At 70.5% G+C, this 13,684-nt stretch carries 12 protein-coding genes; 6 read left to right on the top strand and 6 right to left on the bottom strand.

What is annotated here, in order from left to right; all coding sequences use genetic code 11:
* Positions 1–97: 97 nt before the first annotated feature.
* Positions 98–706: a hypothetical protein gene (locus OG417_RS03180; protein WP_329249463.1), complete on the bottom strand. Its 609-nt coding sequence runs from the start codon at positions 704–706 to the stop codon at positions 98–100.
* 187 nt (positions 707–893) lie between these two features.
* Here OG417_RS03180 and OG417_RS03175 point away from each other — a divergent pair, with 187 nt between their 5' ends.
* A complete protein-coding gene (locus OG417_RS03175; protein WP_329249461.1) occupies positions 894–1,115 on the top strand; it encodes a hypothetical protein in 222 nt (73 codons plus the stop codon).
* A 221-nt stretch (positions 1,116–1,336) separates the two neighbouring features.
* On the opposite strand, the gene OG417_RS03170 is transcribed toward OG417_RS03175, so the two are convergent.
* On the bottom strand, positions 1,337–1,978 hold the full coding sequence (locus OG417_RS03170; RefSeq protein ID WP_329249457.1) for a hypothetical protein: 642 nt from the start codon (positions 1,976–1,978) through the stop codon (positions 1,337–1,339).
* 417 nt (positions 1,979–2,395) lie between these two features.
* Here OG417_RS03170 and OG417_RS03165 point away from each other — a divergent pair, with 417 nt between their 5' ends.
* Positions 2,396–3,226, top strand: a complete 831-nt coding sequence (locus tag OG417_RS03165; RefSeq protein WP_329249454.1) for a cyanophycinase — start codon at positions 2,396–2,398, stop codon at positions 3,224–3,226.
* A 3-nt stretch (positions 3,227–3,229) separates the two neighbouring features.
* Entirely contained in the window at positions 3,230–5,887 is a 2,658-nt protein-coding gene (gene cphA / locus OG417_RS03160) for a cyanophycin synthetase (protein WP_329249451.1), read from the top strand.
* 12 nt (positions 5,888–5,899) lie between these two features.
* Here the strand turns inward: cphA and OG417_RS03155 are convergent, their stop codons facing one another.
* The 3 genes from OG417_RS03155 to OG417_RS03145 form a co-directional block, all read right to left on the bottom strand.
* On the bottom strand, positions 5,900–6,505 hold the full coding sequence (locus OG417_RS03155; RefSeq protein WP_329249448.1) for a response regulator transcription factor: 606 nt from the start codon (positions 6,503–6,505) through the stop codon (positions 5,900–5,902).
* Positions 6,506–6,625: 120 nt separating this feature from the next.
* Positions 6,626–7,423, bottom strand: a complete 798-nt coding sequence (locus OG417_RS03150) for a hypothetical protein (RefSeq protein WP_329249446.1) — start codon at positions 7,421–7,423, stop codon at positions 6,626–6,628.
* 298 nt (positions 7,424–7,721) lie between these two features.
* On the bottom strand, positions 7,722–8,858 hold the full coding sequence (locus OG417_RS03145; protein WP_329249443.1) for a C40 family peptidase: 1,137 nt from the start codon (positions 8,856–8,858) through the stop codon (positions 7,722–7,724).
* A gap of 643 nt (positions 8,859–9,501) precedes the next feature.
* On the opposite strand from OG417_RS03145, the gene OG417_RS03140 reads away from it, so the two are divergent.
* Entirely contained in the window at positions 9,502–9,894 is a 393-nt protein-coding gene (locus OG417_RS03140) for a hypothetical protein (protein WP_329249440.1), read from the top strand.
* A 180-nt stretch (positions 9,895–10,074) separates the two neighbouring features.
* On the opposite strand, the gene OG417_RS03135 is transcribed toward OG417_RS03140, so the two are convergent.
* Positions 10,075–11,019: a chaplin gene (locus OG417_RS03135; RefSeq protein ID WP_329249437.1), complete on the bottom strand. Its 945-nt coding sequence runs from the start codon at positions 11,017–11,019 to the stop codon at positions 10,075–10,077.
* Between the two features lie 722 nt (positions 11,020–11,741).
* Between OG417_RS03135 and add the strand changes: the two genes are divergently transcribed.
* Positions 11,742–12,752, top strand: a complete 1,011-nt coding sequence (gene add / locus OG417_RS03130; protein WP_329249434.1) for an adenosine deaminase — start codon at positions 11,742–11,744, stop codon at positions 12,750–12,752.
* A 58-nt stretch (positions 12,753–12,810) separates the two neighbouring features.
* Positions 12,811–13,671: an aldo/keto reductase gene (locus OG417_RS03125; RefSeq protein ID WP_329249431.1), complete on the top strand. Its 861-nt coding sequence runs from the start codon at positions 12,811–12,813 to the stop codon at positions 13,669–13,671.
* Positions 13,672–13,684: the final 13 nt, after the last annotated feature.

Below are 13,684 nucleotides of genomic sequence, written 5' to 3'. Positions count from 1 at the left end.
CGCTACGACGGTAGGAGACGCCGCCCGGACCGGCCAGATTCACATCGCACAGTGAGCGTGCGCCCGGGTAACGAAATGCTGAGTCAGCCGGGTCGAGTCATGCGGTGGGAGCGGTGGGATTCGGGAGAACGGGCGGCCGGTCGCCGGCGTGGCCGAGATCCCGGATCGGGCCCCAGGGCTCGGTGAGGCTCTTGAACCAGTTGTTCGGCAGAGCGCGAAGGTACGTCGCCGCGGGGAGCCGGAGCGCGCCGTACGCGCGCAGAATCTTGATCGTGTTGCCGAGGCAGTTGTTGAAGACGAGCAGGTAGCCCGCGTTCTTGCTCGCGGCGACGGCGATCGTGGCCGCGACCACGTTCGCGACGGCGGTCGCCTGGCACCGGCACTTGTCGTAGGGCTTGGCCCAGGGCGTGATCGCGGCGACGTAGGGGTCGGCGGTCGGGTCGCCGAAGGTCCGCAGCATCTGGTCGCGGGTTCCGGTCATGACCCAGGTGCCGTTCTCTCTGCCCTTGAGGATCCAGGCCTTGCCGCGCCCGCCGTTGTCGCCCTTGCCCGTGGGCACGGATTCGGTGGCGCCGAACATGTAGGTGTCGTCCTCGGGCAGCTTGACGGCCCATCCGGTGTGACCGAGCCCGCCGGCGCCGGTGGTCCGGGCGAACACCCACGCCTCGCCCGGCCCCTGGCCGCCGTTACCGGTCGCGGGAGGCACAGGTGGGGGGCACGGTCACTCCTTCGGCCAGGACCGGGCGTCTTCGGTCGGCTTCTTCTCGGACTCTTGAAACCGGCGGTCGTGCACTCCGGAACCTTGCCGGTGAGATCGATGATCGTCAATCCGGCGGCGGCCGGTCCGGCCGGTTCGGCGGATGCGTGGCGGCCTCGCCCGGTAGCCTCGCCGGATGAGTTCCGGCAGTTCAGGAGTGTTGCCGCCGGATCAGTACGTGGCATCCCTGGCGCGTAAGCGCATGGCCGCGGGCTCGCTGTTCCGCGACGCGGCCGGACGGGTGCTGCCGGTGGAGCCGACGTACAAGCCGGCCGTCGCGCGGTGCTGGAAGAACTCGGACTGGACCGGCCGATCGAAGAACGCCACCCGTAACACCGACTCGGGCCGCACGAGATAACGTGCGCCGACGCCAGGTAACGCAATTACCCCTAAAAGGTATTCACAAGGCGTCTACCCAAAAATCGCCTATTTAACGTCCGGAGAATTGCGACCCTTTGCCGTTGTCAGCGCAGAAACGGCCGGCGGCCGCCGCGCGCCGCGACGGCGCGCGGGCGGCTGACCGACCGGGAATGTGGAGAAATCGGTGAGCGTAGGCCATGCGGGGATGGCGTGGACGGATCAGGCGCGGCCGCCGGGCAGCGCGACGAGTGCCGCGCCGCCTCCGCTGACCGGTCGCAGCGTCGCCGCCGGAGCCATCCGCACCTGATCGGGACGCCGGACGAAGCCGTGGTACTGGATGCCCTTGGCGTTCACGCGTACGGGCTGGAACTCCTCGGGGTCGAGCGAGCAGAACCCGGTGCGGACGACGTCCTGGTAGAGACTCTGCGAGACGATGAGCGCCAGGTCGCGGTCCTGCTGATCGGCGAGAAGCCGGCGCAGCGGCTTGGCGTCGAGGAGCCGGCTGACCACGATCGGCGCGTCGCCCGCGGGGCCGAACGGGCCGGGCGTCAGCGTGCCGTGGTGCATCGCGACCCGCAGCCTCAGCCGCGTCCCGCCCACGACCTTGCGGTTGACCTCGCCGAGGACCGTCTCGAGCTGGTGCGTGAAGTCCCCGACGACGGCGGAGACGTCCACGTCCTCGGGCAGCACCACCAGCTCGCCGTCTCCGCTCACCTGCTCGTACCAGTGGCGCTGGTCGAGTCCGGCGTTCTGGGCGGCGATGTTGAGGATGCGTTTCAGCTCCGTCTGCGCTCGTAGCTGCTCTCGCGCGTCACGCGCGCTGTACTTCTCGACGTCGACCGCCAGGACAAGACGGTACATAAGACGAACATTGCCGAAACCGTTCGTGCACGACATGGGCACCTCCAAAACGAACTGGGCCGTCCGCCCCCATTCGCTCCACTTCGGAGTGAGTGTGCCTCTCGGAGGGTTACCACGCCGCCTTTTCCCGTACGTCCCTACGGCCACCCCCACGATCTCAGGAATCATGCGCCCCTTAGACGCGCAGGGCGGAGCGTTGGTTCACCGTGATCTCCGAAGTAAGGGGACCGTCGCCTCCTGGATAGCGCTCAGCGAAATACCATCCGGTATCTCAAAAAGCTCTCCTCGCGCCGTGCGAAGCCGGACCATACTTCCGGCGAATCACCCGCTTCGGCAGACAATTGGCCAAGAAAACCGCACCATGCCCGGTGTCACAGTCGGCGACTACTTGCTGTGACAAGAGGGTAGCTAGCTGTCGTGACCGACATAACGGAGGGGAGGACCGGCAGCGGCCGGCTCCTGGTCATCGGCGGCAGGGAGAACCGCACCTGCGGCACCGGACCGCTCGAGGAGTTCGTCAGCCTCTCCGGCTCACGTCGTTCACGCATCGTCGTGGTGACCACCGCCACCGGCGTTCCCGAACAGGTCACCGCCGAGTACACCACGGTGTTCCGGCGCCTTGGGGTCCCGTCCGTGACAGAGCTGCGGCTCATCGGGCGCACGACCGCCGACGATCCAGCCTCGCTCACCATGCTCGAGCAGGCGACCGGCGTGCTGATCAGCGGGGGCGACCAGTCACGGCTCAGCATGCTCGTCGGTTCCAAGACCAACGTCCTCCTCCACCGCCGGCTCCACGAGGACGGCCTCGTGATCGCCGGCACCAGCGCGGGCGCCACCGCGCTGGGCCGCTGGATGATCCTCGGCGGTGACGGAGGGTCGGTCACGACATCGTCGGTACGCATCGGGCCGGGGCTCGACCTGCTCGGCAACGTCCTGATCGACATGCATTTCGCCGAACGCGGCCGGCTGCCACGGCTGCTCAGCGGCATCGCCCTCGACGTGCGGTACCTCGGCGTCGGCATCGACGAGGACACCGCGATCGTCGTTGACGGCGACCGTTTCGAGGTGATCGGCCGTGGCGTGGTCACCGTCGTGGACGCCGATCGGGCCACCGTCGCGCAGGACCATGCCGCGAACGACCCGATGGCGCTGTTCGACGTTCGTCTGCATCTCCTTCCGGCCGGCTGCTGTTTCGATCTGGAGCAGCGCAAACCGTGGTTCGGCCCAACACGGGAAGAAGAGGAGTAAGCCGTGCACCTGGACCATCTGCGCTGGCTCGGCGGTCCCAATCTCTACGTCTCGCGACCGGTGGCGATCGCCCGCCTGGAGCTGGAAGAGCTCACCGGCCGGGAGACCACGGACTTCCCCGGCTTCGCCGACCGGCTGGTGCCGTTGCTGCCGGGCCTCACCGAGCACCACTGTTCGGCCGGACGGCCGGGCGGCCTGCTGGAGGCGATGGCCCGCGGCACCTACTTCGGGCACGTCACCGAGCACGTGACGCTGGAGCTGTCCTCGATGGTCGGCCGGGAGGTCTTCTTCGGCCGTACGGTTTGGGCGGGCGCGCCGGGACGCTACGACGTCATCCTCGAATGCCCGCGCGACGAACCGCCCGAGCACCCGATCGTGGAGCGGCTGCTGCGGCTCGCCATGCGCACCGTCACCGGGCTGCTGGAGGGCGGCGCACCGGTACTCGACCCGGAGCTGACGGCCATCTCCTCCGCGTACGGGCAGTCCCGGCTGGGCGTCAGCACCGCGGCGCTCGCCGAGGCCGCGCGCCGCCGTGGCATCCCGGTACGCCGGATGGGCCACCTGAACCTCCTGCAGCTCGGCCACGGCAAGCACCGCCGGATGGTGTGGGCGGCCATGACCGACCGCACCTCGGCCGTCGGGATGGAGGCCGCGGCGGACAAGATGCTGACCAAGTGCCTGCTGGAGGAGGCCGGGCTGCCCGTGCCCAGCGGACGCATCGTGGCCTCCGCCGAGGAGGCCGTGGCGGTCATGACCGAGATCGGCGGCCCGGTCGTGGTCAAGCCGCTGTCCGGCCACCACGGCGAGAAGGTCTCGATCGAGCTGTCCGGCCCGGCCGAGGTGAGCGCCGCCTTCCGTGAGGCCGCGACCGTGTGCGAGGACGTCCTCGTGGAGAGCTACGTGCCGGGCCGCGACCACCGCGTGCTCGTGGTCGGCGACCGGGTCGTGGCCGCCGCCGAGCTGAGCCCGGCGCGTGTGACGGGCGACGGCCGGTCCACCATCGCCGAGCTGGTCGACCTCGCCAACACCGACCCGTTGCGCGGCGAGGGACACGACCGTCCGCTGACCCGCCTGACCCTCGGCGACACCGAGCTGGCCCACCTCGCCGCCCGGGGCCTGCATCCGGGCTGCGTGCCGGCCGACGGTGAGATCGTCACGCTGCGCCGCAACGCGAACCTGTCCACCGGCGGCACCAGTAAGGACGTCACCGATCGCATGCACCCGGACGTGGTCCGGCTGTGCCGCCGGGTGGCGGCGACCATCGGGCTGGACGTGTGCGGCATCGACCTGCGGCTGCCCGACATCGGCGCGCCGATCCCGCCGGAGGCGACCGGAGTCGGCGTGATCGAGGTGAACTCCTCGCCGGGGCTCCGCATGCACCTCGCGCCGTATGAGGGCCGCTCACGTGATGTCGCGGCCGACATCATCGACCAGATGTACCCGCCGGGCGCCACCGCACGTGTCCCCCTGGTGGCCGTCACCGGCACCAACGGCAAGACCACGACCGTACGGATGGTCGCGCACCTGCTCGGCCAGGACGGCCGCCAGGTCGGCATGAGCACGACCGAGGGCGTGTACGTGGGCAACGAGCTGATCTACAAGGCCGACGCGTCGGGCCCCCGGTCGGCGCAGATGGTGCTGGGCAACCGCGCGGTCGAGGCGGCCGTGCTGGAGACCGCGCGCGGCGGCATCGTACGCCGAGGGCTCGGCTACAACCGCGCCGACGTCGCGGTCATCACCAACATCAGCGACGACCATCTCGGCGTCGACGACATCGACACGGTCGAGGACCTCGTCGAGATCAAGGCGCTGGTCGCCGAAGAGATCCGGCCCGGCGGCCACATCGTGCTCAACGCCGACGACCCGCGGGTCGCGGCGTTCGCCGAGCGCCCGGCCGTACGGCGGCGCAAGCCGGTGGTGCGTTACTTCGCTCAGTCCGGGACGAACGACATCGTCTCCCGGCACCTCCGCGCCGGCGGCGTCGCGTACTACACCGAGGACGGCTGGCTGGTCGAGGCCGAAGGCGGCCGGACCCGTGCGCTGCTGCCGGTCGGCGACGTCGCCGGGTCCTTCCGCGGCAAGGCCGACTACATGATCGCCAACGCGTTGGCCGCCGCCGCGGCCACCCGCGCGCTCGGCGTACCGATGAGCCTGGTGGCCCGGGGTCTGCTGACCTTCGATCCGCACCGGTGCAACCCGGGCCGCGGCTGTTCCTTCCGCGTCGAGGAGACCCCGGTCATCGTCGACTACGCGCACAACCCGGCGGCGGTCGCGGCAGTGGGCGGACTGCTGCGACGCGTCTGGGGGCGTGACGGCGTGGCGACCGTGACGCTGCCGGGCGACCGGTGCGACGACCTGGTGATGGAGACGGCGCGCGAACTCGCGCGGTCCTTCGACCGCGTCGTCGTGTACGAGGACGAGGACCTGCGCGGCCGGCGCTCCGGAGAGATGACCAGGCTCATCATCGACGGGCTCACGCAGGAACGGCCGGACGTGCGGATCCACACCGCCGGCGACCTGAAGGACGCGGTCGGCATCGCGCTCGGCCTCACCACCCCCGGCGAACCCCTCCTGCTGCTGTACGAGAAGCTCCAGCCCGTCGCCGACCTGCTGCAGACGCTCGGCGCCGCACCGACTCCGACGTCGCAGACCCCCCGCTGACCTCTCGGCGTCTCAGAGCCACTCGCGCTCGGTCGCGATGCGGATGGCGTCCATCCGGTTGCGCGCGCCGATCCGTACGAAGGCGCGGGACAGGTGGTTGCGCACCGTCTTGGCGCTGACCGACAGTTCGGCGGCGATCTCCGCCGTCGAGGCGCCGGCGGAGGCGATCCGCAGGATCTGCCGCTCGCGGTGGGTGAGCGGGTTCTCGTCGATGGTGCGGGCGGTGCGGGCGAGGTCCGGGTCGACCACGCGGCGGCCGGACGCCACCCGGCGCACGCACCAGGTGAGCAGTTCGACCGGCGCCTCCCGGCTGATCAGGCCCAGGGGGCGTACGGGCATGGCACGGCTGAGGTGCCCGGGATCGTCACGGCCGACCAGCATCACCGTGGCGCAGGCGGGCAGCGTCCGCGCCAGCAGCCCGGCCACGGCGGACCCGCCCTCCGGCGGCAGCTCGACGTCGATGACGGCGACTCTGGGCTTCAGCTCGGCTGCGGTGGAGACGAGCCGGTCGGCCTTCTCGAGCTCGGCGACGACCTCGATCCCCGGTTCCTGGGTGAGATAGGCGACCAGGCCGATACGTAACAGGTGCACGTGCTCGGCGACGAGCGTATGGATCACGAGTCGTTCCCCCTTCGCGGACGATCGGAGGTCACCGGCGTCGCCTTCCCGGCGCGCGCCGGCCCTGGAGCGGGGTCGCCGGTGGCAGGGCCATGCCGCTGCGCGCCGGCCGAATCATGATCAGTCAGGGGAGAAGGGTGGCTTGTCCGGGACGTCGCGGCCGGGCCTTCGCGAGGTCCGCGGCATGACGGTCCAAACGCCGGAGCGGGGCCGGCCGATCCGCACGACGTCACCGACGCCGCTGGGCGTCTTGCCCGTCGCGCAGCCGCCGCCCCCGCATCCGGAGCCCGGGTCGGGAACCGGCGGCGGCACACCGATCCTCGCCGTACGCGGTGGCGGCGCGTCCGTGACGGGCCCGGCCGACGTCAACCGGTACGGACCGGTGCCTGAGCGATCCGGGCGGGCGGAGCGGGCCTGGACGGCGTCGCGGGCCGGGGCGACGGCCTGCTCGGCGGGCAGGGGACGGGATGACACCGTCCGCACGCCGCGCGGGCCGGTCCCCTCAACGGGGGCGCCTGACAGGTGGGTCGGCGTCTCGTCGGCCGGGTGAGCTCGCGTTCCACACGAGCCGTGGCGGGCGGTGCGTCTTCGGGGGTCGTACGGCCAGCGCGCGGCCGACCGACGGCCGGGCGGTCGCGACGCCCGCCGCGGCGCGGTATGCGACCGTCGCCGCGCGGTGTACGGCCGTTCCGGCGCCTTGTGCGGCCGAGTCACGTGGTGCGGGAGCCGTCGCGTACGGGTGGACCGCGCCGGGTGGGAGATGGCGGCGTGGCGGCTCGCTCCGGATCGGCCGGGGAGCGCGCCCTGCGTACGGCTGCTCGCGTGCGGGGGACGGGCTTCGGCGCGTGTCTCGGCGCTGGCCTGTGACAGCGCCTCGAACGCGGAGAACGCCAGCACCAGGCCGAACACGGTGAGCACGAGGCGGATGGCGTACCCGAGCGCCGGGCGCAGACACGACGCGCATAAGCGGGGGCGGGCGCGCTCCCCCGGATCGGGCAGGAGACCGCCGGACGATTCCGCACCCTGTCGGGCAGGCTCTCCGCAGGCCGTTGTCCGGGGCGCCTTTCGCGGCGACCCCGGACAACGAACACTCTCGGCCATTTTCCGCCCCCCGCCGACCTACGGCTTGACCTCGACTCTTCCCCCAAGAATGTGAATCATTCCGCACCAACGGGGATGTCCGGTCTCGGCCGTACTTCCGGTCGACGGGCCTCGGTCAGACAGCGTCTCCCAGGAGTGAGCGCAGGTCGATGCCGTCGTCGCCGGCGCCGCCGTCATCGTCTCCGTACTCGTTGCCGTAGTGGCCGCCATCGCTGAAGTCGCGATCGAACCGCTGCTCGTCGTTCTGACGCCGCACCGATACCCGCGGCCGGTGTCGCCGCCCGCCGGTGTGCGCTCCGGTACGCGGGCCGCCCCGTGTCCCGGTGTGCGCCCCCGGCTGCGTACCGGGGCGAGGCGCGGGGTCGTCGTGGTGATGTCCCCTCGGCGCCGACAACCTGAGCAGCGGAATGGACAGCAGGCTCGAGCCGGCGGACGGCGCATGCGCTGCCGGCCGCTGGGCCCGCCAGTTCGCCCGCGGCGGTGCCACCGCAGAAGCCGATGGAGAAGCAGGCGGCTGCGCGGCCTCGTACGGACCGGCCTGGTCGTCCTCGGGTCCCTGAACCTCCTGCTGGACCGGCTCGGCGGCGGGCGCCTGCGCGGACTGCCCGCTGCCGGGCGTCTGCGCCTGCGTGCTCGGCGTCTGCACCTGGGCGCCGGGCATCTGCGCCTGCGTGCCAGGTGTCACCGCCTGGCCGCCCGGTGCCTCCGGCTGGGTGCCCGGTGCCTCCGGCTGGGTGCTCGGCGTCTGTGCCTGCGTGCCGTTCGGGTCGTCCGTTCGAGCATCGGCGTGCCGCCGGTGGGGTGCGCCGTGCGCGTGCTTCTTGGCCTCGTGATGCTTGGCGAGCGTCCGCACCCAGTGTGGCCACGCGTGGTAGGCCGGTGCTCCCGGACGGGCCGCTCCGGCGAAGGTCCGCAGCCGCCACCCGGACAGCGTTCCGCGCTGGACCCGGGCACCGGTGTGCGGCGCGTGCAGGAAGTGATGGCGTCCGACGTAGATGCCGACGTGGTGGTCGCCCGAGAAGAACACGAGGTCACCAGGACGCAGGTGCTTCAGGCTCACCTTTCTGCGGATCATCCGGTGCTGAAGGTCGGCCCGGTGCGGCAGCCGCAGGCCGCCCTTGCGCCAGGCGGCCATCACCAGGCCGGAGCAGTCGTACGTGCGCGGGCCGGCGCCGCCCCACTGGTAGGGCTTTCCGACCTGGCGGTAGGCGAACCGCACCGCCTTGTGCGCCTTGACGGTCTGTGCCTTCATCCGAGCCAAGTACCGCTCGTAAGAACGCAGGACATGCATCTGTCGCTGCGTTGGCTGGGCCGAGGCGAATTCTTGGGAACGCGGCAGGGCGCGAGCCGCCGCGGCGAGCGGCGTCGATACGACCAGCACAGCGCTGATACCGAGGACAGGACATCGCAGTAAAGCTGGAGCGGCCAATTTGGCCCAGAGACTCCAGGCTTGCGACTTAGCCTGGTCCACCGAATCCATCCGCTGACCTCCAAAGGGTACGTGTGAGCCTTTCTTCGCATCAGCAGATACCCCCTGCCCTCAGCGCCGTATCATCACCTCTTTTCGCCGCAAGGTTCACCATCGGGATTTAGATCCGCCGCCAATCAAGAAAAGTAAACCGAAGGTTTTTCGATCGCCTTATCGAGCCCAAGGTCACCGCACGAGAAGTGCAAGGGAAACGATGTAATTTCATCGCCTCCGCCGTAAGAATAAGCAGAACAGCGGAGATAGGCGGTCGCGACCGGATTCATGTCACGGGAAGCGGAGAGATCGGGATTTCACCGCGTCTGCCCCCACCCTCCGCGAGCCGTTCCCCCACCTGGCCGGAAACGGAAAAGACGCGTCGGCGGTACGACCCCGCCGACGACACACCGAACGGCAGAAAGGCACTCCCATGGCCACCCCGCTGGACCGGCTCCGGCGACTGATCCCCCCATCGGCGGGCGACGGGCACCACCGCGACTGGACGGCTGTGGAGGAGCGCCTGAGACTGCCGCTGCCCCAGGACTACAAGGACCTTGTGGACGTCTACGGCGGCGGTCAGTTCTCCGATCACGTCGGACTCTTGGTGCCGCCGCCTACCCGTATCGGCAGCGAACTGGTGACGTACAACGACGGGCACATGGGGGACCTCGACAATCTGTGGTCGATTCTCGACGACCGACCGGCCGAACTGGCGGCGGACGACCTGAGGCTCGTCGTGTGGTCCGACACCATCGACGCGGACAGCCTCAACTGGCTCGTGAGGCCCGGCGAACCGGCTGACGTCCTTCCGGGTGCGGAGTAGGCGACGGGGGCGAGTGAGGTCCGGCGCGGATGGAATTGCCGGGCCGGCGTGGGGAGAGGTGAGATCACGGGACGCCGGAGTGTGAGGCTGTGCGGAGGCGAGAAATGTCCGTCCGCCCGGTGGTCCGGGCGGACGGACAGATGATTCGGCCGATGCAGAGAAACTGCCCGAGCGTCAGGTTCAGCCGAGCAGGCCCGCGACGCCGAACCCTCGGACGGCGGTACCGCCGATACGCCCGCTCGACGCCCTTCCGTCGCACGCGGCCGTGGCCATGCCGCCCAGCGCGCCCGCGTTGCCGCAGACCCGGATCGGGGCGTGCACGGGCGCCTTGACCTGGTTGCCGCTGAGCACACCGTTCTCGCCGGAGGTGCTCATCTCGACGGGACGGGCCTCCGGCGCGGCCTGAGCGACAGGAGCGGCCGGAGCGGCGGCCGGCGCCGCAGCCGCGGCTTCCGCCGGAGCGGCGACCGATGCCTGGGCCGGAGCCGGAGCGGCGGCCGGCGCCTGAGCCGGAGCCGCGGCAGGAGCCGTGACGGGCGCGGCTGCGGCCTGCGCGGGCGCCGCCGGAGCCGCCGACGCCGCCGGAGCCTGGGGCTCGCTCGACGCGGGAGCCGCCGCGCCGCCCGGAGCGCCGATGGCGGCGGCCGGAGCGCCGGTCATCGGGCCCGCGATGGCCGGAGCCGGAGCCGACGCGGCAGCCGCAGCCTCGGCCGGAGCCGCCGCAGGAGCCGCAGCCGGGGCCGCAGCCTCGGCAGGGGCAGCAGCCGAGGCCGGAGCGGCCTCGGTGGCACCGATGCTCGCCTCGCCCTTGCACGCGGCCGTACCGACACCCTTCGCACTCGCGATGGCGTTACCGCAGATGTCGACCTGCGGAGTGGGGTCGTCGTCCTTGCGGACGTCCGCGTAGCGGAAGCCGTTGCCCGGACCCACCGAGCTCAGCAGGTTGACGTGGTTACCGAACAGACCGATCGGCGCGATGACCGAAAGGTGGTTGAGCAGCTGGTTACCGCCGAGGATGCTCTGGTGGCCCGTCGTGTCGTCCGCGTTGGCGACGCCGACGCCGGCCGCACTGACGGCGGCCGCGACCAGCGCCACCCGAGCGGCGCGAGCGGTCCATTTGTGCATGTCTCCCCCAAGGGTGTTGGTTTCTTCACTGGTGGTTCGGGAGGTTCTCGCCCGGGCGGTACGGCGGCCCTTGTTCCGCACCGCCCTGGCGTTAACCGGCGATGTGGATCACCGCTCGGAGTTCTCGTGGAGAGTGACTTCTTGACCCGGACACGACCGGCGCACGTTGTGCGGCGGCATCAGTGGAAAAGTTACATTCGGGGAAAGGCGGCCACGCGGCGGCGGTGAACAGCATGAGGCATTGGCGGCTAATACCGCCGACGACAGGTGTCGTCCACATCTTCAGCCTTTGCCGCTTCACACACCCTCCAAGTGGCCGGTGATCTCAGAAACGTCGTACCTCGATGCTGAACGAACGCAACATTAACACCGGCCCCAGTGACGTTCGTAAGGCCAGATCGAGATGCGTAAAACAGCCCCACACCTGCGGCGAGATTGGAAAAGATCACGTCGCGGGCGGTCCATGAATTTGCCGGACGAAGCAAACAACGAGTCATATCCGACCCGGTACGGGGTTGCAGAATTTGGCGCTCTCATTACTCATCCAGCCATCCAATGAAGCGATGCGGAGCACCGGCCAGTATCGGATTATTCAGCCCATTCACCGGAAGCAGCCGCCGTATTTCTCCAATGCCGCCAAGGCCGAAATGCCGCCGGCCGTACGCCGCCGGCCCGCCCCGGCCCCCGCCCGGGGGATCCGCGTCGTGCGCGATGCTTGTCCCATGCGTGACCTGACGCTCCTGCCCAAAGCCCACCTGCACGTCCACCTGGAGAGCACCATCCGGTGGACGACGTTGCGGGAGATCGGCGAGGCCACCGGGGTTCCGGTGCCGTCTCTACCGGAGGACGGCCCGCCGGTCTTCGACGGGTTCCGCCAGTTCGCCGACCACAACACGCTCATCCGCACCTGCCTGCGCCGGCCGGAGGACTTCCGGCGAGTCGCCGTCGAGTACTGCGCGGACGAGGCGGCGCAGGGCACGCGTTATGCCGAGGTGACGTTCACGGCGGCCTCGCACGGCGAGCGGCTCGGCGACCTCGGCATGCCGCTGGAGGCGGTGCTGGACGGGCTGGCCGAGGGCCAGGCGAGGTACGGCATCGAGTGCCGGGTGATCCTCGACCACTCCCGGCGTCGTTCGGTCGAACGGGCCTGGCGCACCGTGAAGCTCGCCGAGTCCCACGAGGAGGTCATCGCGGTCGGGCTGGCCGGCGACGAGGCGCACCCGCTCGCGCCGTTCGCCGAGGTGCTCGACGCGGCGCGCGACGCCGGACTGCACCTGGTGCACCACGCCGGGGAGACGTGCGGGCCGGACAGCATCCGTGAGGCGATCACCGTCGGCCGCACCGAACGGCTGGGCCACGGAATCCGCGTGCTGGACGACCCGGACCTGGTCGCCGAGGTACGCGAACGAGACATTCCCCTGGAGGTCTGCCCGTCGTCGAACGTGACGCTCGGCCTCGCGGCGTCGCTCGACGCCCACCCACTGCCCCGGCTGCGCGACGCCGGCCTGCGGGTCACGCTGAACACCGACATCCCGTCCACCGCCGGCACCTCCCTGGCCGAGGAGTACGCCCGTGTCCGTACGGCCTTCGGGTACGACGACGCGGCACTCGCCGAGCTGTCCCGTACGGGCGTCGACGCGTCCTTCGCCCCGGCGGCGACCAAGGAGCGCATCCACCGCGCGATCGACGAGTGGCTGCGTGACGCCGGACGACCGACACGGGACAAGGCGTAGGTTGACCTCATAGTCGGCGATCAGCGCCACCGGCGCCCATATCGGTACGGGAGGTTTCATGGCGATCGAGACGGCAGAGTTCGGGCGTACCGGCCACCTGAGCACACGAGTGATCTTCGGCGCCGCGGCGCTCGCCAATGAGCCGCAGCGGGTCGCCGACGAGACGCTCGACGTCCTGCTCGAACACGGCGTGAACCACATCGACGTCGCGGCGTCGTACGGCGAGGCCGAGGTACGGCTGAAACCGCTGCTGGCCCGCGAACCCGGCCGGTTCTTCCTGGCCACCAAGACCGGTGAGCGCACGGCGGGCCCGGCCCGCGAGGAGCTCCACCGTTCGCTCGAACGCCTGGGTGTCGACCACGTCGACCTGCTCCAGCTGCACAACCTGGCCGACCCCATCGAGTGGGACATCGCCCTCTCGCCGGGCGGCGCGCTGGAGGCGGCGATCGAGGCGCGAGACGAGGGGCTCGTCCGCTTCATCGGGGTGACCGGTCACGGCGCCCAGATCGCCGCGACGCATCGGCGCAGTCTCGAACGGTTCGACTTCGACTCGGTGCTGCTGCCGTACAACTACGTGACCATGCGCAACCCGTACTACGCCGAAAACTTCGACGCGCTGCACCAGACCTGCCAGGAGCGGCGGGTGGCGGTACAGACGATCAAGTCGATCGCGCTGCGCCACTGGCGTGAACGCCCGCACACCCGGTCGACCTGGTACGAACCGCTGGAGCGGCAGGACGACATCGACCTGGCCGTCTGGTGGGCGCTCAGCCGTCCGGGTATCTTCGTGAACAGCGTCGGCGACGTCGGCCTGCTGCCGCGCGTGCTCGACGCCGCGTCCCGCTACACCGCCGCCCCGGACGAGGAGGCGATGAGCGCGCTGGCCGAGCGGTCCGCCGCCGAGCCGCTGTTCGTCTGAGCACGCACCGCCC

It is taken from the genome of Actinoallomurus sp. NBC_01490, from assembly GCF_036227085.1.
In the GTDB taxonomy this organism is placed as follows: domain Bacteria; phylum Actinomycetota; class Actinomycetes; order Streptosporangiales; family Streptosporangiaceae; genus Actinoallomurus; species Actinoallomurus oryzae.
The sequence above is the reverse complement of the archived record's forward strand: the minus strand, read 5'-3'. Positions and strand labels throughout refer to the sequence as shown.